The 19603-nt window shown below is 60.8% G+C and carries 19 protein-coding genes and 1 pseudogene; 9 read left to right on the forward strand and 11 right to left on the reverse strand.

Going from position 1 to position 19603, the window contains the following annotated elements:
• Positions 1 to 155 precede the first annotated feature (155 nt).
• From AO353_RS12290 to AO353_RS12330, 9 genes are all read left to right on the forward strand, one after another.
• Positions 156 to 1103, forward strand: a complete 948-nt coding sequence (locus AO353_RS12290) for a choline ABC transporter substrate-binding protein (protein WP_054595193.1) — start codon at positions 156 to 158, stop codon at positions 1101 to 1103.
• 15 nt (positions 1104 to 1118) lie between these two features.
• The gene (locus AO353_RS12295; protein ID WP_054595194.1) at positions 1119 to 2054 is read left to right on the forward strand and encodes an alpha/beta hydrolase; all 936 of its coding nucleotides are present in this window, start codon (positions 1119 to 1121) and stop codon (positions 2052 to 2054) included.
• Between the two features lie 104 nt (positions 2055 to 2158).
• A complete protein-coding gene (gene pip, locus AO353_RS12300; RefSeq protein WP_054595195.1) occupies positions 2159 to 3130 on the forward strand; it encodes a prolyl aminopeptidase in 972 nt (323 codons plus the stop codon).
• Positions 3127 to 3564: a D-aminoacyl-tRNA deacylase gene (dtd, locus tag AO353_RS12305; protein WP_054595196.1), complete on the forward strand. Its 438-nt coding sequence runs from the start codon at positions 3127 to 3129 to the stop codon at positions 3562 to 3564. Before pip ends, dtd begins: the two co-directional genes overlap by 4 nt.
• 435 nt (positions 3565 to 3999) lie before the next feature.
• The gene (locus tag AO353_RS12310) at positions 4000 to 5775 is read left to right on the forward strand and encodes a glucan biosynthesis protein G (RefSeq protein ID WP_054595197.1); all 1776 of its coding nucleotides are present in this window, start codon (positions 4000 to 4002) and stop codon (positions 5773 to 5775) included.
• A complete protein-coding gene (gene mdoH / locus AO353_RS12315) occupies positions 5768 to 8338 on the forward strand; it encodes a glucans biosynthesis glucosyltransferase MdoH (RefSeq protein ID WP_054595198.1) in 2571 nt (856 codons plus the stop codon). The genes AO353_RS12310 and mdoH overlap by 8 nt, the downstream gene beginning before the upstream one ends.
• A gap of 212 nt (positions 8339 to 8550) precedes the next feature.
• Positions 8551 to 9348, forward strand: coding sequence for a transporter substrate-binding domain-containing protein (locus AO353_RS12320; RefSeq protein WP_054595199.1), 798 nt, complete (start codon positions 8551 to 8553; stop codon positions 9346 to 9348).
• Positions 9349 to 9543: 195 nt separating this feature from the next.
• Positions 9544 to 10503, forward strand: coding sequence for an amino acid ABC transporter permease (locus tag AO353_RS12325; protein WP_054595200.1), 960 nt, complete (start codon positions 9544 to 9546; stop codon positions 10501 to 10503).
• Positions 10496 to 11230 (forward strand): amino acid ABC transporter ATP-binding protein, encoded by a 735-nt coding sequence (locus AO353_RS12330; protein WP_054595201.1) that lies wholly within the window; start codon positions 10496 to 10498, stop codon positions 11228 to 11230. The genes AO353_RS12325 and AO353_RS12330 overlap by 8 nt, the downstream gene beginning before the upstream one ends.
• A gap of 154 nt (positions 11231 to 11384) precedes the next feature.
• On the opposite strand, the gene AO353_RS32100 is transcribed toward AO353_RS12330, so the two are convergent.
• The 11 genes and pseudogenes from AO353_RS32100 to ubiE all read right to left on the reverse strand — a co-directional run bounded on the left by AO353_RS32100 (position 11385) and on the right by ubiE (position 19591).
• Positions 11385 to 12257 (reverse strand): methyl-accepting chemotaxis protein, encoded by an 873-nt coding sequence (locus AO353_RS32100; protein ID WP_371917726.1) that lies wholly within the window; start codon positions 12255 to 12257, stop codon positions 11385 to 11387.
• Positions 12243 to 13301, reverse strand: a pseudogene (locus AO353_RS32105) (methyl-accepting chemotaxis protein); the annotation flags it as partial. The pseudogene AO353_RS32105 and the gene AO353_RS32100, both read right to left, overlap by 15 nt.
• Positions 13302 to 13532: 231 nt before the next feature.
• Complete coding sequence (locus tag AO353_RS12340) at positions 13533 to 14240, reverse strand: 16S rRNA (uracil(1498)-N(3))-methyltransferase (protein WP_054595203.1); 708 nt, start codon at positions 14238 to 14240, stop codon at positions 13533 to 13535.
• Positions 14237 to 15031: a twin-arginine translocase subunit TatC gene (tatC, locus tag AO353_RS12345; protein ID WP_054595204.1), complete on the reverse strand. Its 795-nt coding sequence runs from the start codon at positions 15029 to 15031 to the stop codon at positions 14237 to 14239. Before tatC ends, AO353_RS12340 begins: the two co-directional genes overlap by 4 nt.
• On the reverse strand, positions 15028 to 15474 hold the full coding sequence (gene tatB / locus AO353_RS12350; RefSeq protein WP_054595205.1) for a Sec-independent protein translocase protein TatB: 447 nt from the start codon (positions 15472 to 15474) through the stop codon (positions 15028 to 15030). The genes tatC and tatB overlap by 4 nt, the downstream gene beginning before the upstream one ends.
• Before the next feature lie 10 nt (positions 15475 to 15484).
• Positions 15485 to 15766 (reverse strand): twin-arginine translocase TatA/TatE family subunit, encoded by a 282-nt coding sequence (locus AO353_RS12355; protein WP_054595206.1) that lies wholly within the window; start codon positions 15764 to 15766, stop codon positions 15485 to 15487.
• Between the two features lie 25 nt (positions 15767 to 15791).
• Complete coding sequence (locus AO353_RS12360) at positions 15792 to 16124, reverse strand: phosphoribosyl-ATP diphosphatase (RefSeq protein WP_018929162.1); 333 nt, start codon at positions 16122 to 16124, stop codon at positions 15792 to 15794.
• The gene (hisI, locus tag AO353_RS12365; protein WP_054595207.1) at positions 16117 to 16515 is read right to left on the reverse strand and encodes a phosphoribosyl-AMP cyclohydrolase; all 399 of its coding nucleotides are present in this window, start codon (positions 16513 to 16515) and stop codon (positions 16117 to 16119) included. The genes AO353_RS12360 and hisI overlap by 8 nt, the downstream gene beginning before the upstream one ends.
• Before the next feature lie 81 nt (positions 16516 to 16596).
• Positions 16597 to 18201: a ubiquinone biosynthesis regulatory protein kinase UbiB gene (gene ubiB / locus AO353_RS12370; protein WP_054595208.1), complete on the reverse strand. Its 1605-nt coding sequence runs from the start codon at positions 18199 to 18201 to the stop codon at positions 16597 to 16599.
• The gene (locus tag AO353_RS12375) at positions 18198 to 18821 is read right to left on the reverse strand and encodes a ubiquinone biosynthesis accessory factor UbiJ (RefSeq protein WP_054595209.1); all 624 of its coding nucleotides are present in this window, start codon (positions 18819 to 18821) and stop codon (positions 18198 to 18200) included. Before AO353_RS12375 ends, ubiB begins: the two co-directional genes overlap by 4 nt.
• Positions 18821 to 19591, reverse strand: coding sequence for a bifunctional demethylmenaquinone methyltransferase/2-methoxy-6-polyprenyl-1,4-benzoquinol methylase UbiE (ubiE, locus tag AO353_RS12380; protein WP_007989286.1), 771 nt, complete (start codon positions 19589 to 19591; stop codon positions 18821 to 18823). The genes AO353_RS12375 and ubiE overlap by 1 nt, the downstream gene beginning before the upstream one ends.
• Positions 19592 to 19603: the final 12 nt, after the last annotated feature.

The raw sequence follows: 19603 nt of genomic DNA on the forward strand, positions 1-19603 counted from the left end.
CAAGCTCCCTCGCCACAACGATCGGTTGCGGTCGCCACCGTGCAAGACACGGTCGCCTCAGGGCGTTTTTGTCGCTCAGACGCTGAGTAACGTTGTGGGCACGGTGCACGAAGACACCGGGCCCACAATAACCAGCTGCCGAGCGAGCCTTCCCGATGAAACGACTGTTCAACCGCTGTCTGTTAATCCTTACCGGCACCGCACTCCTGAGCACCAACACCTTTGCCAGCGAACCGGCGTCCTGCCAATCCGTGCGCATGGGCGTGGTCAACTGGACCGACGTGATCGCCACCAGTGGCATGGCCGAAGTCTTGCTCAACGGGCTTGGCTACGAAAGCAAGCAAACCAGCGCCGTGCAGCAAATCATCTTCGCCGGCATCCGCGACAAACGCCTGGATATCTTCCTCGGCTACTGGAAGCCCGCGATGGACAAGAACATCGCGCCGTTCATCGCCGCCAATCAGCTCAAAGTCATGGACAGGCCCAGCCTGTCTGACGCCCAGGCCACCCTCGCAGTGCCTGACTATGTCGCGGCAGCGGGCCTGAAAACCTTCGGCGATATCGCCAGATTCAAAGACCAGCTGGGTGGCAAGATCTACGGCATCGAGCCGGGCAGCGGCGCCAACACCACGATCAAAACCATGATCGAGACCAATCACTTTGGCCTCAAGGACTTCAAGCTGATCGAATCCGGCGAGGCCGGCATGCTGGCCGCCGTGCAGCGGGCAATCAATCGCAAGGAGTTCGTGGTGTTCGTCGGCTGGACCCCGCATCCAATGAACATCAACATGAAGATCAACTACCTGACCGGCAGCGAAGATGTCTACGGTCCTAACGAAGGTGCGGCGACGGTATCGACCGTGACCGCGCCTGACTACGCCCAACGTTGCCCGAACGTGAACCGTCTGTTGGAAAACCTGACGTTCACCGCCGCTCAGGAAAGCCAGTTGATGGTGCCGATCATGGAGCGCAAGACCGCACAGGAAGTTGCCCGCCAATGGCTGCGTGACCATCCCGAGGATCTTCAGCGCTGGTTGGCGGGTGTCAGCAGTTTCGATGGCAAGGACGGTGTGAAGGCGGTACAAGCCAGCCTGAAGCTCTGAGCCGTCGAGAACCTTATGGCTGATTATCCGATCTCTGCGCAGCTCTCGGCCTTTGTCGAGAAAACCCTCAGCTTCAACAGCCCTGACAGCAGCCTGGACGGGCTGCGTCAGGCTTACAGTCAAATGTGCCGGGCATTTACCCCGGCTCGCCCGGATGGGCTGGAGGTCGCCGACTTCACGCTGGAAGGCGTTCGTGCCCGGTCCTACCAGCCAGCGGTGGCACCGCCGGATTCGGGTTGGCCGTGCATCCTTTATCTGCACGGCGGTGGCTGGGTGGTGGGAGATCTGGACTCGCACGACTTCATCTGCACCGAGTTGTCGGCGGTTCTGGGCGTGCTGGTGATTGCTGTCGATTACCGACTGGCACCGGAGCACCCATTCCCGGCGGCGTTCGATGACTGCCTGGGCGTCTGGCAAGCGTTGTGCGCGGGAGCGAGCCCGTTTGCGCTGGACGCGACGCGGATGCTGGTGGCCGGTGACAGCGCCGGAGGTAATCTTGCCGCGGCGTTGTGCCTGGCGTTGCGTGACCGGGGCGAGCGCCTGCCCTGTGCACAAGTCTTGATTTACCCAGGACTGGGCGGTGACGCCAGTCTTCCATCACGCAGCGAATGTGCTGATGCGCCGCTACTCAGCAGCAGCGACCTGGACTGCTATCACGCGTTGTACCTGCGCGGTACGCGGCAGCCGCCGGCCTACGCCATGCCATTGCTCGCTGATGATTTCAGCGGTTTGCCAGCGGCAATGATCGCCGTCGCACAGTTCGACCCGCTACGCGACGACGGCATCAGTTATGCCCGGCGACTTGAAGCCGCCGGGGGCGAGGTCAACCTGTATTCAGGCAAAGGGCTGATTCACGGGTGTTTGCGGGGCCGGGGCGAGGTCGCGGAAGTGGATCTGCTCTATGAAAACCTGTTGGCATATTTGAATCGGTTTCTTGTAAGCGAAGTCTGATTTTTTGTGGGCATGCTCATTCAGGTAATTCGGGTTTATGATGCCGGACGGCAGAATAATTGAAGTCCCCCCAGGGATGAACTCGACCCCTTACGGAGCGCGCAATGCAGACTTTGTACCCGCAGATCAAACCCTACGCCCGGCACGATCTGGCCGTCGATGCAATACACACGCTGTACGTCGACGAAAGCGGTTCACCGGAAGGTTTGCCGGTGGTGTTCATTCACGGCGGCCCGGGGGCCGGTTGTGATGCGCAGAGTCGGCGCTACTTCGATCCGAACCTGTACCGCATCGTTACCTTCGATCAGCGCGGCTGCGGTCGTTCCACGCCCCACGCCAACCTCGAAAACAACACCACCTGGGATCTGGTCGCCGACCTTGAGCGGATTCGCCAGCACCTGGGGATCGACAAATGGGTGCTGTTCGGCGGCTCCTGGGGTTCGACCCTGGCCCTGGCCTACGCACAAACCCACCCGGAGCGTGTGCACGGTCTGATCCTGCGCGGGATCTTTCTCTGCCGCCCGCAGGAAATCGAATGGTTCTACCAGGCTGGCGCCAGCCGTCTGTTCCCGGATTACTGGCAGGACTACATCGCGCCGATCCCGCTGGACGAGCGCGACGACCTGCTCAGCGCGTTCCACAAGCGCCTGATCGGCAACGACCAGATTGCCCAGATGCACGCGGCCAAGGCCTGGTCGACCTGGGAAGGCCGCACGGCTACCTTGCGGCCGAACCCGATGGTGGTCGACCGCTTCTCCGAGCCACAGCGCGCGCTGTCGATTGCCCGGATCGAATGCCACTACTTCACCAACAACGCGTTCCTCGAGCCGAACCAGCTGATTCGCGACATGGGCAAGATCGCCCATTTGCCCGGCGTCATCGTCCACGGCCGTTACGATGTGATCTGCCCGCTGGATAATGCCTGGGAACTGCATCAGGCCTGGCCGAACAGCGAACTGCAGGTGATCCGCGATGCCGGGCACGCAGCGTCCGAGCCGGGTATCACCGATGCATTGGTGCGTGCGGCCAGCCAGATGGCCCGGCGTTTGCTTGATCTGCCGCCTGAAGAAGCATGAAGGGCCTGTTGCAACGCGTGCGAAATGCACGCGTCGAAGTGGCGGGGGAGGTTGTTGGCGCAGTAGATCAGGGTTTGCTGGTGCTGGTGGCGGTCGAGCCGCAAGACACTCGGGCCAGCGCCGACAAACTTCTGCATAAGCTGCTTAACTATCGGGTATTCAGTGACGCCGAGGGCAAGATGAATCTGTCCTTGGCCGATGTCGGCGGTGGTTTGCTGTTGGTCTCGCAGTTCACCCTGGCCGCCGATACCAAAAATGGTTTGCGTCCGAGCTTTTCTACCGCGGCCCCACCGGCACTCGGAGAAGAGCTTTTTGGCTATATATTGACCAAAGCGCAGCAGTTACATGGCAAAGTGGCATCAGGTAGATTTGGCGCAGACATGCAGGTGCATCTGGTCAATGATGGCCCGGTAACCTTCCTGTTACAGACCTGAAGACGCTTGAAACATCTTTTCAGGCGTGTTTCGGTCGAAAACAGGGGTTTTTCGCGATAAATACTTTGTTACCCCTGATGCGTTGTAACGCGGCCTACTAGATAATCCCGCGCTACGGGGATCAGCGTTCGTTGGCCCATTTTTGACTTAGGTAGAGACTTGTCCGCAACCGTTTGGGGAATCATTTAGCCCCATCGGAGTCGGAACAATGCTCGCCAACCTGGCATGAGTGGTCTGTACGGTTGGTTTTGTGAGCATTATTTCGGATGTCAGGTAGCCAGAAACAAGGCGCTGCGACGAGTCATAGCCCGCTATGGCGAGAAGCAGCAACGCAGTATCTGGTTACCTGACGCCGAAGTAAGCTCACAAAACCGACCACACAGACCGCCTAGTCTGGCCGTTGGTTTTTTGATCTGTTTTCGGCGAGGGTTGCTCGTGATTGTTAGTCCCTGTAATGCACCAAAATTGTCTGCCAAACGGTTACGAAACGCACTGGTGACGGGCTCTGCTTTGCTTTGCCTGCTCAGCGCTGGCCAGCTTTGGGCATTCAATCTGGATGATGTGTCGGCCAAGGCAAAAGAGCTGGCCGGGCAGAAATACGAAGCTCCGCGCAGCAATCTGCCGAACGAATTCCGTGAGATGAAATTCGCGGATTATCAGAAAATTCGTTTCCTGACCGAAAAAGCCGAATGGGCCGACCAGAAAACCCCGTTCAAGCTGTCGTTCTATCACCAGGGCATGCACTTCGACACGCCGGTGAAGATCAACGAAATCACCGCCAACAACGTTGAAGAGATCAAGTACGACCCAAGTCGTTTCGATTTCGGCGACGTGAAGTTCGATCCTAAATCCACCGAAAAGCTGGGTTATGCCGGCTTCCGTGTGCTGTACCCGATCAACAAGGCTGACAAGCAAGACGAAATCATGACCATGCTCGGCGCGAGTTACTTCCGCGTCGTCGGCAAAGGCCACACCTATGGCCTGTCTGCCCGTGGCCTGGCGATCGACACTGCGCTGCCGTCCGGTGAAGAGTTCCCGCGCTTTACCGAGTTCTGGATCGAGCAACCCAAGCCGACCGACAAGCACCTGGTGATCTACGCGCTGCTGGACTCGCCGCGTGCCACCGGCGCCTACCGCCTGACCCTGCGTCCAGGCAGCGACACCATTGTCGACGTCAAGGCGCAAATGTTCCTGCGTGACAAGGTCAGCAAACTGGGGATCGCGCCACTGACCAGCATGTTCCTGTTCGGCGCCAACCAGCCGTCGAAAGTGCTCAACTACCGTCGCGAACTGCATGACTCCAGCGGTCTGTCGATCCATGCCGGCAATGGTGAGTGGATCTGGCGCCCGTTGAACAACCCGAAACACCTGGCTGTCAGCAACTTTTCGGTTGAGAACCCGCGTGGTTTCGGCCTGCTGCAACGTGGCCGTGACTTCAGCCACTACGAAGACCTCGATGACCGCTACGACAAGCGTCCAAGCGCCTGGATCGAGCCACAGGGCGACTGGGGCAAAGGCACCGTCGACCTCGTAGAGATCCCGACTGCCGACGAAACCAATGACAACATCGTTGCCTTCTGGAGCCCGGAAAAACTGCCTGAGCCTGGTCAGCCGCTGGACTTCGCCTACCGTCTGCACTGGACCATCGACGAAGCAGCCCTGCATTCGGCGGACAGCGCCTGGGTTCAACAGACCCTGCGTTCCACTGGTGACGTGAAACAGTCCAACCTGATTCGTCAGCCAGATGGCAGCGTTGCCTACCTGGTGGATTTCACCGGCCCGTCCCTCAAGGCTCTGCCGGAAGATGCGCCGGTTCGCAGCCAGGTCAGCGTTGGCGACAACGCCGAAGTGGTCGAGAACAGCGTGCGCTACAACCCTGAAACCCAGGGCTGGCGTTTGACCCTGCGCATGAAGATCAAGGACCCAGGCAAATCCACCGAGATGCGCGCTGCGCTGGTCAAGGAAATCGTCGCCCCTGAACCGGCGAAGGTTTCGCTGCCGAACGCCAATTCTTCCATTGCCAAGGCCGACAAGATCGCCGCCAAGCAACTCGAGAAGAAAGAAAAGGAATCCAAGGAAGCGAAAGACAAAGATGCCAAGCAGCCTGCCGCTGCCGAAGCAGCCCCTGCCACACCTCCTGCCCCGGATGCAGCCAAGACTGAACAAGTGCTGACCGAGACCTGGAGCTACCAGTTGCCAGCCGATGAGTAATTCCCAAGTACAGCCAGAAACTCTCAACGAGTATCTGGCGCACCTGCCAATGACCGATGAGCAGCGCGCAGAACTTGCGGGCTGCACATCTTTCAGCGAACTGCATGAGCGCCTGTCGTCGAAGACCTTCGACGCACCGGGCGAAGCGAACCAGGCTTCGGTCGGTCGTCGGCTGACCCTCAATTCCGCCGAGGAGCTGGAGGAGGCCGAGATGTTGGCGCTCGACGCCAGCGGCCGGGTGTGCCTGAAGGCAACCCCGCCGATTCGTCGGACCAAGGTCGTGCCCGAGCCATGGCGTACCAATATCCTGGTGCGTGGCTGGCGTCGCCTGACCGGTCGCACCAATCCTCCGGCACCGCCGAAGGATGAGCGCGTGCTGCCGGCGGCTCGCTGGCGCACCGTCGGTTCGATCCGCCGCTACATTCTGCTGGTGTTGATGCTGGGCCAGACCATCGTCGCGGGCTGGTACATGAAAGGCATCATGCCGTACCAGGGCTGGTCGTTCGTCGACCTCAACGAAGTCCTGCACCAACCGCTGCTCCAGACCGCCACGCAAGTGCTGCCCTATGCCTTGCAAACCAGCATCCTGATTCTGTTCGGGATTCTGTTCTGCTGGGTGTCGGCCGGTTTCTGGACCGCACTGATGGGCTTCCTCGAGTTGCTCACCGGGCACGACAAGTACCGCATTTCCGGCGCCAGCGCCGGCAACGAGCCGATTCCCAAGGACGCTCGCACCGCATTGGTGATGCCGATCTGCAACGAAGACGTACCGCGGGTATTCGCCGGTTTGCGCGCGACCTTCGAGTCGGTCGCAGCCACCGGTGATCTGGATCGCTTCGACTTCTTTGTCCTCAGTGACAGTAACGACACCGATATCTGCGTTGCCGAGCAGCAAGCCTGGCTGGACGTCTGCCGCGAAGCCAAGGGCTTTGGCAAGATCTTCTATCGCCGTCGTCGCCGTCGGGTGAAACGCAAGAGCGGCAACCTCGACGACTTCTGCCGTCGTTGGGGCAGTGATTACAAGTACATGGTCGTACTCGACGCCGACAGCGTGATGAGTGGCGAATGCCTGACCAGTCTGGTGCGCTTGATGGAAGCCACGCCGGATGCCGGGATCATTCAGACCGCGCCACGTGCCTCGGGCATGGACACGCTGTATGCGCGCATGCAGCAGTTCGCCACGCGGGTATACGGTCCGCTGTTCACCGCCGGCCTGCACTTCTGGCAGTTGGGCGAATCCCACTACTGGGGCCACAACGCGATCATCCGCATGAAGCCGTTCATCGAGCACTGCGCCCTGGCGCCGTTGCCCGGTAAAGGCGCGTTTGCGGGGGCGATCCTTTCCCACGACTTCGTTGAAGCGGCGCTGATGCGCCGTGCCGGCTGGGGCGTGTGGATTGCTTACGATCTGCCCGGCAGCTACGAAGAACTGCCGCCGAACCTGCTCGACGAGCTCAAGCGTGACCGTCGCTGGTGCCACGGCAACCTGATGAACTTCCGGCTGTTCCTGGTCAAGGGCATGCACCCGGTGCACCGTGCGGTGTTCCTGACCGGCGTGATGTCTTACCTGTCGGCACCGCTGTGGTTCTTCTTCCTGGTGTTGTCGACGGCGCTGTTGGCGGTCAACACGCTGATGGAGCCGCAGTACTTCATGGAGCCACGACAGTTGTATCCGCTGTGGCCACAATGGCACCCGGACAAGGCCGTCGCGCTGTTCTCGACGACCATCGTGCTGCTGTTCCTGCCGAAGTTGCTGAGCATCATCCTGATCTGGGCCAAGGGCGCGAAAGAGTTCGGCGGCAAGTTCAAGGTGACCCTGTCGATGCTGCTGGAGATGCTGTTCTCCATGCTGCTGGCGCCGGTGCGGATGATCTTCCACACCCGTTTCGTACTCGCCGCGTTCCTCGGCTGGGCAGCGACCTGGAACTCGCCACAACGTGACGACGACTCGACACCGTGGAGCGAAGCGGTACGCCGCCATGGTCCGCAAACCTTGCTGGGCTTTTTCTGGGCTTTGCTGGTGGTCTGGCTGAACCCGAGTTTCCTCTGGTGGCTGGTACCGATCGTCGGTTCGTTGATGCTGTCGATCCCGGTGTCGGTGATCTCCAGCCGCGTGAAGCTGGGCCTCAAGTCCCGCGACGAAAGCCTGTTCCTGATCCCTGAGGAATACGCACCGCCGCAGGCCTTGCTGGCAACCGATCAGTACACCCACGAAAACCGTTGGCACGCACTGAACGACGGCTTCATCCGCGCCGTGGTCGATCCGCAGCAGAATGCCCTGGCGTGCGCGCTGGCGACTTCGCGTCACGGTCAGGCCGAGCCGATTGAGTGGCTGCGTATCGAACGGGTTCGTCATGCGCTGAAAGCCGGCCCTGCCGGGTTGAACAACCATGAGCGTCTGCAATTGCTGAGCGACCCGGTGGCACTGGGTCGCCTGCATGAGCAGGTCTGGAGCGACAGTCACGCCGAGTGGCTGGATGCCTGGCGAGCGTCGGTGAAAGCCGATCCTCACGCACCGTTGTTGCCGCTCAAACCACTGAGCACACAGGCACAACCGGCCTGATGAAAAAGCCCCGCTACCGAGCGGGGCTTTTTTTGCGTGGGTGATCAGCAAACAACAAATCCCCTTTTGCCCCCTTGTGCAAACGGACGAGTGCGTTAGCATCGCTCCCCTCTTTGGTGCGCCCGGACAACTTTCTGTCCGTAACTGTCGGTTTTAAAAAGAAAATCGGCTTTTTGTGCGCCTGACAACACTATGGGTTAGGGGAGTTGATGATGAAGAAGTATCTCTCGAGGCTGCTGCTCGGCGTCACGGCACTGGTTGCCGTCAACGCGGCGCACGCCGGCGCCATCGACGACGCAGTCAAGCGTGGCACGCTGAAAGTCGGCATGGACCCGACCTACATGCCGTTTGAAATGACCAACAAGCGCGGCGAGATCATTGGCTTCGAAGTCGACATCCTCAAAGCCATGGCCAAGGCTATGGGCGTCAAGCTGGAGATGGTCTCCACCGGCTATGACGGGATCATCCCGGCCCTGATGACCGACAAGTTCGACATGATCGGCAGTGGCATGACCCTGACCCAGGAACGCAACCTGCGCCTGAATTTCAGCGAACCGTTCATCGTGGTCGGCCAGACATTGCTGATCCGCAAGGAGCTGGAAGGCACCATCACCTCCTACAAAGACCTGAACACCGCGGACTACCGCATCACCTCCAAGCTTGGCACCACCGGGGAAATGGTCGCGAAGAAGCTGATCTCGAAAGCCAAGTACCACGGTTACGACAACGAGCAGGAAGCCGTGCTCGACGTGGTCAACGGCAAGGCTGACGCCTTCATCTACGACGCGCCTTACAACGTCGTGGCGGTGAACAAGGTCGGCAACGGCAAACTGGTGTTCCTCGACAAGCCGTTCACCTACGAGCCGCTGGCCTTCGGTCTGAAGAAGGGTGACTACGACAGCATCAACTTCATCAACAACTTCCTGCACCAGATCCACGAAGACGGCACCTACGATCGCATCCATGACAAGTGGTTCAAAGACTCCGCCTGGCTCAAGGACATGGAATAACGCCTGACCTTTGTGGCGAGGGAGCTTGCTCCCACCGGCCGGTCCGCGCTCGGGCGCAGCAGCCGTAAACCGGTTTACACGTTTTACCCGAAGATGCGCGGTGGCTGATTTCAGGGCCGCTTCGCACCCCAACGGGAGCAAGCTCCCTCGCCACAGGGGGAGCGCGCGCCCTGATCGTTATGGATTTGCTGACAAATGAAACAGAAAAAAGCCCAATGGCCCTGGCACGTGTTGACCGTGCTGGTGCTGATCGGCATGGCTGGTGCGTTGTATTACGCCACCTCGCTGATGTCTTACGAATGGCGCTGGAATCGCGTGCCGCAGTATTTCGCCTATCAGGCCGAAGAAACCCAGCGTGCCGCTGACATTTCTACCGTCAGCGAGCTGGTGCGCACTGGCGGCAAGGCCGAAGTGACCCTGCGCAATGACGCCGGGGTCGAACAGCTGCTGAGCGTTGATGACAACAGCCTGCAAGTGGCCCGTGGCGACGACGTGGCGGAAGGCGATGTGGTCGGTGTAACCCGGCATTGGGCGGCAGGACCGCTGTTGTGGGGCCTGTGGACAACGTTGTGGTTGTCGCTGGTGTCGGGCGTGCTCGGGCTGCTGATCGGCCTGGCGACCGGCCTCTGTCGGCTGTCGAATAACCCGACCCTGCGTGATCTGTCGACCGTCTACATCGAGCTGGTGCGCGGTACGCCGCTGCTGGTGCAGATATTCATCTTCTACTTCTTCATCGGCACGGTGCTCAACCTGTCCCGCGAATTTGCCGGGATCGCCGCACTGTCGCTGTTCACCGGTGCCTATGTGGCCGAGATCATTCGTTCTGGCGTGCAATCGATTGCCCGTGGGCAGAACGAAGCCGCCCGTTCGCTGGGTTTGAGCGCTGGTCAGTCGATGCGCCACGTGGTGTTGCCGCAAGCGTTCAAGCGCGTGCTGCCACCGTTGGCCGGGCAATTCATCAGTCTGGTCAAGGACACCTCGCTGGTGTCGGTGATCGCCATCACCGAGTTGCTCAAGAGTGGCCGTGAAGTCATCACCACCTCGTTCTCGCCGTTCGAAATCCTGTTCTGCGTGGCGGGTCTGTACCTGTTGATCAACCTGCCGCTGTCGAAAATCGCCAGCCGGCTTGAGCGGAGGCTCGCGCAAAGTGATTGAAGTCCGCGATCTGGTAAAAGTCTTCGACACCCGCGGCCAAGTGGTCCGTGCGGTGGACAACGTCACCACTCGAGTGGCCAAGGGCGAAGTGTTGGTGGTGATTGGGCCGTCGGGTTCCGGCAAGTCGACCTTTCTGCGCTGCCTGAATGGTCTGGAAGCATTCGACTCGGGCTCGGTGAGCATCGACGGTCTGCAACTGGCGGACCCGAAAACCGACGTCAACGCTTACCGCCGTGAAGTCGGGATGGTGTTCCAGCACTTCAACCTGTTCCCGCACATGACCGTGCTGGAAAACCTCTGCCTGGCGCAGAAAGTCGTGCGCAAGCGCGGCAAGCAGGAGCGCGAGGCCAAGGCTCTGGCACTGCTGGAAAAAGTTGGCATCGCGCAGAAGGCCCACGAGTTTCCGTCACGGCTCTCTGGCGGTCAGCAACAGCGCGTAGCGATTGCCCGGGCGCTGGCCATGGAGCCTAAGGTTATGTTGTTCGATGAGCCGACGTCGGCGCTGGACCCGGAAATGGTCGGCGAAGTGCTGGACGTGATGAAGACCCTGGCCGTGGAAGGCATGACCATGGTCTGCGTGACCCACGAAATGGGCTTTGCGCGGGAAGTCGCGGATCGGGTGCTGTTCTTCGATCACGGCAAATTGCTCGAAGACGCCTCGCCGGCCGAATTCTTCGATGCGCCGAAGGACCCGCGAGCACAGGCGTTTTTGCGGCAGGTTCTGTAACTTCAGCGCCTGTCAGACCGCTATCGCGGGCAAGCCTTGCGCCTACAGATTTATGTTGCGCCCGAATCTTGTGGCAAACATGGGTTCGTAGGAGCAAGGCTTGCCCGCGATGGCATCGCCTCGGTCCCAAGCGAACCGAGGTATCTGCATCACCTCAAACCCTGAACTTGCCCACCAGCATCTGCAAATGGGTGCCCAACCGCGCCAGCTCGACGCTGGAGGCCGCGGTCTCTTCGCTGGCGGCCGAGGTCTGGTCGGAAACGTCGCGCACGTTCAGCACGCTGCGGTTGATTTCCTCGGCCACGGCGCTCTGTTGTTCGGCGGCTGCGGCGATCTGCTGGTTCATCGCCTGAATTGCCGAGACAGTGCGAGTGATGTTGGACAGCGAACCGCCAGCGCGGCGGGTCAGTTCAACACTGCTGTCGGTCAGGCTGCGGCTGTTGTCCATGATGCTGGCGACCTGTTGAGTACCGCTTTGCAGGCCGACAATCAGCTCTTCGATCTCTTCGGTGGACTTCTGGGTGCGTTGCGCCAGGCTGCGCACTTCGTCGGCAACCACGGCAAAACCACGTCCGGCCTCACCGGCCCGTGCCGCCTCGATAGCGGCGTTGAGGGCCAGCAGGTTGGTTTGTTGGGCAACGGACTTGATCACATCCAGCACGCTGCCGATCTTGTCGCTCTCACGCTTGAGATGCCCCATGGCTTCAGTGGAGTTGCCGACTTCGGTGGCCAGGCGTTCGATCTGGGCGATGGCTTCGCCGACCACTTTGTCGCCTTCGCGGGCCTGCTGGTCAGCGGCGACGGCGGCTTCCGATGCTTCCTCTGCGTTGCGTGCGACTTCCTGCACGGTGGCGGCCATTTCGTTCATGGCGGTGGCCACCTGGTCGGTTTCAATCTTCTGGTTGTTGACCCCGGCGCTGGTCTGCTCGGTCACGGCTGAAAGTTCTTCGGCGGCGCTGGCGATCTGAGTCACGCCTTCGCTGATGCCGCCGATCAGTTCGCGCAGGCCGACGGTCATGCTCTGCATCGCGCGTTGCAGCTGGCCGAGTTCGTCGCGGCGCTGGGAAACGAGGTTGTGAGTCAAGTCGCCGGCAGCCACCTGTTCAGCAACTTTAAGAGTCTGGTTCAACGGGATGATGATCTGCCGGGTGATGGCCCAGGCAGCGAGCAGACCGAATGCCAGTGCCAGCGCGGTCACCAGCAGCAAGGTGTTTTTGGCTGCGGTGGCATCGCTATCACGCACGACGGTTTGGGCGGTGGTGAGTTTCTTGCTCAGCTCGAACAGCAGGTCGCCTTGCTGGGCCATGTCCTTGAGGGCGGTGGCGCTGGCCACCTGGGAATCGCGGTATTGGCTGACGGCAGCGCGGTAGGCGATCAACATGTCGGTGGCTTGTTGCAGGTTGGCGGTGTGCTGTTCCGGGAGTTTTTCCGGCAGGGTCTTGAGGTACTTCAAGGCGTTGTCGATGGCGTCCAGCGCCGGTTGCTCAGCCTCGACCTTGCCGCTGTAGGTGTAGCCGCGCACCTGGAAGCGTGCCTGCTGGATCAACTTGCTCAGCTCGATGACGCTGTTGAACCGGGCGACGCTGTCACCTTGCAGCAGGGCGGCTTCGACTTCCGCCACGTGGGCTACGGCGTTGTCGGCGCTGGCACCGAGTTTGGCACGGGCCGCTTCGCGGTTGGCGGTAGCCTGGGTCATGTCGGTAAAGGCGTGCTTGTACTTGCTGACGGCTTCAATCTGCTGATTGAGCATCGCCACATCGGCTGGCTGCTCGATCATCTTGAGGGCGCCTTGCAGGCCTGAGTCGAGCTTGCCCAACAAGTCGCTGACCGCCGCCGGGCCTTGTTCACCGCGACGCATTTCATAGTCCAGGCGAGCAATACGCAGGTCTTTGGTCAGCTCATTGAGGCTGGAAATATACCCGAGCTTGTCGCCGCGACTGATGATGCCGCTCATGCCCGTCCAGCCATCCACAGTGATCAGCAGGGTCAGGAGCAACACCAGGCCAAAGCCGATGCCAAGCTTGCGATTGACGCTCACATTTCCCAGGTGTTCGGCTAACCATCGGTACATGCTGCGGACTCCCTACGACCACGTTAATTGGATTTATAGAGAGACTATCGGCCGGAAGATGGAGATCTGTAGGCCGCCGCAATGTCTGGGTCGGCAGTCACTTGTGGCGAGGGAGCTTGCTCCCGTTCGGCTGCAAAGCAGTCGTAAAGTCGGTGGATGCGTTCTTGCTCGAAAAAAGCGATGGCCGCTTCGCGCCCAAGCGGGAGCAAGCTCCCTCGCCACAGGGCTGTGTTAGAAAAGGCGCGAAAGCAGGGCCGTGACGGCGGTTTCGACCCGCAGGATGCGGTCGCCGAGCTGTACCGGTTGCAGGCCGGCCTTGCTCAGCAGGTCGACTTCGTAGGGGATCCAGCCGCCTTCCGGGCCGATCGCCAGGGTTACCGGTTCGTCCAGCCCTCGAGGGCAGGGCGGGTACTGGCCGGGGTGGCCGACCAGCCCAAGGGTGCCGTCGGCAATGGCCGGCAGACGGTCTTCGACGAAGGGCTTGAAGCGTTTCTCGATAACGATCTCGGGCAGCACGCTGTCGCGAGCCTGTTCGAGACCGAGGATCAGTTGCTCACGGATGGCCTCGGGTTCGAGGAACGGCGTCTGCCAGAAGCTCTTCTCGACCCGATAGCTGTTCACCAGCACGATTCGTGGCACACCCATTGCGGCGACCGTCTGGAACACTCTGCGCAGCATCTTCGGCCGTGGCAGGGCTAGCAGCAGGGTCAGCGGCAGCTTGGCCGGTGGTGGCTGGTCGAGGGTGACGCGCAGTTCGGCTTCGGTGGCTTCCAGGCGCAGCACTTCGGCCGAGCCCATCAATCCGCCAATCCGCCCGACCCGCAGGCTGTCGCCGACTTCACAGCGGTGGACTTCCTGCATGTGAGTGAGTCGGCGATCGCGCAGGATCACCCGGTCGGCCGCAATGAAGTCGGCCTCTTCGAGGAGCAGCAGGTTCACGGTTGAGTCGCTGGCGGCTGGTCGTTGTGATCGTCCGCCGGCTGGTCATCCGCCGGTTTTTCGCGTTTGCTGACCAGGCTGCCAAACACTATGCCGATCTCGAACAACAGCCACATCGGCACGGCCAGCAGGGTCTGCGAGAAGATGTCCGGCGGGGTCAGGATCATGCCGACCACGAAGCAGCCGATGACCACGTACGGGCGGATCTTCTTCAGGTATTTGACGTCGACCACGCCGATCCACACCAGCAGCACCACGGCCACCGGGATCTCGAACGCCACGCCGAAGGCGAAGAACAGCGTCATGACGAAATCCAGGTAACTGGTGATGTCGGTCATCATTTCCACGCCCGCCGGAGTGGCCGAGGCGAAGAATTTGAAGATCAGCGGGAACACCAGAAAGTAGGCGAACGCCATGCCGGTGTAGAACAACAGGATGCTGGAGACCAGCAGCGGCACCGCGATGCGCTTTTCATGCTTGTACAGGCCCGGCGCGATGAAGCCCCAGATCTGATGCAGGATCACCGGGATCGCCAGGAACAGCGAGACCATCATGGTCAGCTTCAACGGCGTCAGGAATGGCGAGGACACGTCGGTGGCAATCATCGTCGCGCCGGCCGGCAAATACTGGCGTAGCGGTATCGAGACGAAGGTGTAGATCTGCTGGGTGAAGGCGAACAACCCGGCGAAGATCAGGAAAATCGCCGCGACGCAGCGCAGCAGGCGAGTACGCAACTCGGTGAGGTGCGAAACCAGCGGCATGTGCTGGTCGTTCTCTGGAATATCGCTCATGGGGCTCGCGGCGGCAGTGTTGGGTCGTGGGGAGCCGGCGCAGTAGTTGCCGCCGCAGGAGTAACAGGGGCTGTCGGTGGTGCGGAAACGACCGCTGGAGGCGGCTCGACCGGTGTTGCGACAGCTGCAGTTTCGGCAGCAGGCGCAGGCGCCTGGACCGTCTGCTCGGCTACCGTCTCGACTGGCGTCGGCTGCTGGGCTGGATTGAGGATTTTGCGCGCCTCTTGTTCCAGCGACAGAATGTGCTCGTTGTGCAGTTGCCGGCGAATCTCGTCGGCCCCGATTTCACGTTCAACTTCCTGTTTGATCGCGTTAAAGCTGCGCTTCAGGCGTCCGATCCACAGGCCGGCGGTGCGCGCAGCGCCCGGCAGACGCTCGGGGCCCAGCACCAGCAGGGCAACGAGGCCGACAAGCAGCAGTTCAGAGAAGCTGATACCGAACATTAGTCTGCGCTCACGAGTCTTTGCGGGTCGGCTCTTCGACTTTATGGGCCTGCACGTCGATGGTGTGCGGCTCGTTCAGTGTCGAGGCCTGTGGCTGCACCGGCGCTGTTGGCTGTGCAGTGGTCGGCGGCACGACGGGTTCGGCAGGCTTCTCTTCATCGTTCATGGCTTTGCGAAAGCCCTTGATCGATTCACCGACGTCGGTGCCGAGGTTTTTCAGTTTCTTGGTGCCGAACACCAGTACCACAACCACCAGGATAACGATCCAGTGTTTCCAGTCAAAAATGCCCATGTTGCTGCTCCTCTCTAATCGTTATTCAGGCGGACGGGCGCGAGGCTTTCTCGACGTGACCGGACAGGCCGAAGCGGCGGTCCAGCTCATCGAGGACAGCCTGCGGATGCTGCCCCAGTTGGGCGAGCATGACCATACTATGGAACCACAGGTCAGCGGTTTCGTAGATTACATCACTGCAATCTCCGCTGATGGCAGCGTCTTTGGCGGCAATGATCGTCTCGACCGATTCTTCGCCGACTTTTTCCAGAATCTTGTTCAAGCCCTTGTGGTAAAGGCTGGCGACATAGGAGCTGTCGGCGGCAGCGCCTTTACGCTCTTCCAGCACTTGGGCCAGACGGGTCAGGGTGTCAGTCATGTTTGTGGTCCGAATAGATGGCGTGCGGGTCCTTGAGCACCGGGTCGACGGTTTTCCAGTCGCCGTTTTCATAGACGCGGTAGAAGCAGCTTTGGCGGCCGGTGTGACAGGCAATGTCACCGATCTGCTCGACCATCAGAATGATCACGTCGGCGTCACAGTCCAGGCGCATCTCATGCAGGGTTTGCACATGCCCGGACTCTTCGCCCTTGCGCCACAGCTTGCCACGCGAACGTGACCAGTAGATGGCGCGGTTCTCGGCAGCGGTCAGTTCCAGCGCTTCGCGGTTCATCCAGGCCATCATCAGCACGCGCCCGGTTTTATGGTCCTGGGCGATCGCCGGCACCAGGCCGTCGCTGTCCCATTTGATCTCGTCCAGCCAATCTTTCATCTTCGACTCCGACAGCGGGCTCGACACTTCAGTAGTGGAACCCTGGCGTTGGAACAGTGTGCCAGCGTGCAGCGCGGCTGGCTATCGTCGAACGATCAGATACAAGCCCACGGCCACCATGATCGCGCCGGGCCAATGGCCCAGTCCGTCCAGAGGGCCGCCGGCCAGCAGGATCGCGCCACCCGCCAGATGCGCGGTGCCGAGCAGGCGCAGGAACCAGTCGTCCGAGCGGCGATGCCAGGCCGCTGGCGAGTTGACGACGTGCGGCTGCGACATGCGTTCGAGCAGGTCACGGGTCATGTTGGCCAGGTGCGGCAGTTGCTCGACCTGGTTGTGCAGGTTGCCGAGCAAGGTTTTCGGGCTGACGCGCTCGCGCATCCAGCGTTCGAGGAACGGCTGGGCGGTGTTCCACAGGTCCAGTTCCGGGTACAGCTGACGGCCCAGGCCTTCGATGTTGAGCAGGGTTTTCTGCAAAAGAACCAGTTGTGGCTGCACTTCCATGTTGAAGCGTCGCGCCGTCTGGAACAGGCGCATCAGCACCTGGCCGAAGGAAATATCCTTTAGCGGTTTTTCGAAAATCGGCTCGCAGACCGTACGGATTGCCGCTTCGAATTCGTTGAGTTTGGTTTCCGCCGGCACCCAGCCCGAATCGATGTGCAATTGGGCAACGCGGCGATAGTCGCGCTTGAAGAAGGCGAACAGGTTGCGTGCCAGATAGTCCTGGTCTTCAGGCGTCAGGCTGCCGACGATCCCGCAGTCGATCGCAATGTACTGCGGGCTCCACGGCTGCACGGTGCTGACGAAGATGTTGCCGGGGTGCATGTCGGCGTGGAAGAAGCTGTCGCGGAACACCTGGGTGAAGAAGATCTCCACGCCACGTTCGGCGAGCATTTTCATGTCGGTGCGCTGGTCTGCGAGGGTCGCCAGGTCCGTGACCTGAATCCCGTAGATGCGCTCCATCACCAACACTTTTGGTCGGCACCAGTCCCAGTAGACTTGCGGCACGTACAACAACGGCGAGCCGTCGAAGTTGCGCCTCAGTTGGCTGGCATTAGCCGCTTCGCGCAACAGGTCGAGTTCGTCGAAGATGGTTTTTTCGTAGTCGCTGACCACCTCCACCGGGTGCAGCAGGCGGGCGTCGGCGGAGAGTTTTTCCGCTGCGCGGGCGAGGATGAACAGCCAGGCCAGGTCTTGCGCGATCACCGGTTTGAGGCCCGGGCGTATGACCTTGACCACCACTTCTTCGCCGCTCTTCAACTGCGCCGCATGAACTTGCGCTACCGAGGCTGAAGCCAGTGGCTCGATGTCGAATCGGCTGAACACATCACTGATTTTCTTGCCCAGCTGTTCTTCGATCAGCTTGACCGCTACCTGCGAGTCAAACGGCGGCACGCGGTCCTGCAACAGCATCAGCTCATCGGCGATGTCTTCGGGCAGCAGGTCGCGGCGGGTCGAAAGGATCTGTCCGAACTTGATGAAAATCGGCCCCAGGTCCTGCAAGGCCAGCCGCAGGCGCGCGCCCCGGCTCAGGTCGAGGGTTTTACGCGGAAACCAGCGCCATGGCAGCGCATAACGCAGCCCCAGCAGGAACCACGGCAGTGGCAGGGCGAACAGCAGGTCATCGAGGCGGTAGCGGATCACGACGCGCTGGATGCGCAACAAACGGCGGACGGCAAGCAGCTTCATGCGTTATCGCTTGAATCAAGGGATCGGGAAAGACGCTCGAAGCGCGCCTCAAGACGTTCCAGATCAAGTTTGATCTGGTCCAGTTCACTAAACCGCGCTTCGGCTTCGCGCTGGCCGACGAGGGCCCGCGATTCTTCGGCGAGGTAGTCGGCAAGATTCTGGTTCAGGCTGGCGAAACCTTGCTGATACCAGCGTGCGCGGCTGCGCAAGTGACCGCCCAGCAGTTGCGTGGCGACCGGGCCCAGCCAGCGCGAGAGTTCGTATTCCCAGTCCAGCTCCAGGTCCTGAAGGACTGCCGCGAGTTCCAGCAGCACACCGCTGTCGCCGTCGAGTTCAACTTCAGGGCCATGCAGGACCGCCGTCTTGTCTTTGCTCAGGGCCAGCTTGAGCAGGCTTGCCGCCGGTGCGCGCAAGGTGCAGTCGGCGTCCGCGGCCCAGTGTGCTGCCAGCATCAGGCCTTCGTCGCTGGGCACAATGAACATCTGCAACGCCGGGCTGCGGCAATCGACGGCAATCACCTTGCCGCTCAAATGCGCCAGGCGCGGCAGCGCTGTGCTGTCGAGCCGCAACACCCGGTTGAGGCCGAGTTCGACGCTGGCGAGCAGGCCGGCGAGCAACATCAGGGTTTGATACCGCGGTGCAGGGCGACGATGCCTGCGGTCATGTTGTGGTAGGTCACGCGGTCGAAACCGGCTTCAACCATCATCGACTTCAGGGTTTCCTGGTTCGGGTGCATGCGGATCGATTCGGCCAGGTAGCGATAGCTTTCCGAGTCATTGGTGATCAGCTTGCCCATCAACGGCATGAAGGCGAACGAGTAGGCGTCGTAGGCTTTGGACATCAGTGCGTTGGTCGGTTTGGAGAATTCCAGCACCAGCAAGCGCCCGCCCGGTTTGAGCACTCGCAGCATGGAGCGCAGGGCGTCTTCCTTGTGGGTGACGTTGCGCAGGCCGAACGCGATGGTCACGCAGTCGAAGTGGTTGTCCGGGAACGGCAGCTTTTCAGCGTCGGCCTGAACGAACTCGACGTTGCCGGCCACGCCCAGATCCAGCAGGCGGTCACGACCGACCTTGAGCATGGATTCGTTGATGTCGGCGAGCACGACCTGGCCGGTCGGACCGACGAGGTGCGAGAACTTTCTGGTCAGGTCGCCGGTGCCACCGGCGATGTCCAGCACGCGGTTGCCGGTGCGAACGCCCGACAGTTCGATCGCGAAACGCTTCCACAAACGATGCATGCCGCCCGACAGGAGGTCATTCATCAGGTCGTATTTGGCGGCTACCGAGTGGAAAACCTCAGCGACTTTTTCCGCTTTCTGGCTTTCCGGAACGTTTTTGAAGCCGAAGTGAGTGGTGGGTTCGGCATCGCTGCCTTTGCGCTGATCAGTCATATCGCTGTCACC

Source organism: Pseudomonas fluorescens (genome assembly GCF_001307155.1).
GTDB classification, from domain to species: domain Bacteria; phylum Pseudomonadota; class Gammaproteobacteria; order Pseudomonadales; family Pseudomonadaceae; genus Aquipseudomonas; species Aquipseudomonas helvetica.

What these genes read in the sequence shown, in the direction of transcription:
- AO353_RS12290 (WP_054595193.1), top strand. Translation starts at nt 156, where the DNA reads ATGAAACGACTGTTCAACCGCTGTCTGTTAATCCTTACCGGCACCGCA.
- AO353_RS12295 (WP_054595194.1), top strand. Translation starts at nt 1,119, where the DNA reads ATGGCTGATTATCCGATCTCTGCGCAGCTCTCGGCCTTTGTCGAGAAA.
- pip (WP_054595195.1), top strand. Translation starts at nt 2,159, where the DNA reads ATGCAGACTTTGTACCCGCAGATCAAACCCTACGCCCGGCACGATCTG.
- dtd (WP_054595196.1), top strand. Translation starts at nt 3,127, where the DNA reads ATGAAGGGCCTGTTGCAACGCGTGCGAAATGCACGCGTCGAAGTGGCG.
- mdoH (WP_054595198.1), top strand. Translation starts at nt 5,768, where the DNA reads ATGAGTAATTCCCAAGTACAGCCAGAAACTCTCAACGAGTATCTGGCG.
- AO353_RS12320 (WP_054595199.1), top strand. Translation starts at nt 8,551, where the DNA reads ATGAAGAAGTATCTCTCGAGGCTGCTGCTCGGCGTCACGGCACTGGTT.
- AO353_RS12325 (WP_054595200.1), top strand. Translation starts at nt 9,544, where the DNA reads ATGAAACAGAAAAAAGCCCAATGGCCCTGGCACGTGTTGACCGTGCTG.
- AO353_RS32100 (WP_371917726.1), bottom strand. Translation starts at nt 12,257, where the DNA reads ATGCAGAGCATGACCGTCGGCCTGCGCGAACTGATCGGCGGCATCAGC.
- tatC (WP_054595204.1), bottom strand. Translation starts at nt 15,031, where the DNA reads ATGAGCGATATTCCAGAGAACGACCAGCACATGCCGCTGGTTTCGCAC.
- tatB (WP_054595205.1), bottom strand. Translation starts at nt 15,474, where the DNA reads ATGTTCGGTATCAGCTTCTCTGAACTGCTGCTTGTCGGCCTCGTTGCC.
- AO353_RS12355 (WP_054595206.1), bottom strand. Translation starts at nt 15,766, where the DNA reads ATGGGCATTTTTGACTGGAAACACTGGATCGTTATCCTGGTGGTTGTG.
- AO353_RS12360 (WP_018929162.1), bottom strand. Translation starts at nt 16,124, where the DNA reads ATGACTGACACCCTGACCCGTCTGGCCCAAGTGCTGGAAGAGCGTAAA.
- hisI (WP_054595207.1), bottom strand. Translation starts at nt 16,515, where the DNA reads ATGAAAGATTGGCTGGACGAGATCAAATGGGACAGCGACGGCCTGGTG.
- ubiB (WP_054595208.1), bottom strand. Translation starts at nt 18,201, where the DNA reads ATGAAGCTGCTTGCCGTCCGCCGTTTGTTGCGCATCCAGCGCGTCGTG.
- AO353_RS12375 (WP_054595209.1), bottom strand. Translation starts at nt 18,821, where the DNA reads ATGTTGCTCGCCGGCCTGCTCGCCAGCGTCGAACTCGGCCTCAACCGG.
- ubiE (WP_007989286.1), bottom strand. Translation starts at nt 19,591, where the DNA reads ATGACTGATCAGCGCAAAGGCAGCGATGCCGAACCCACCACTCACTTC.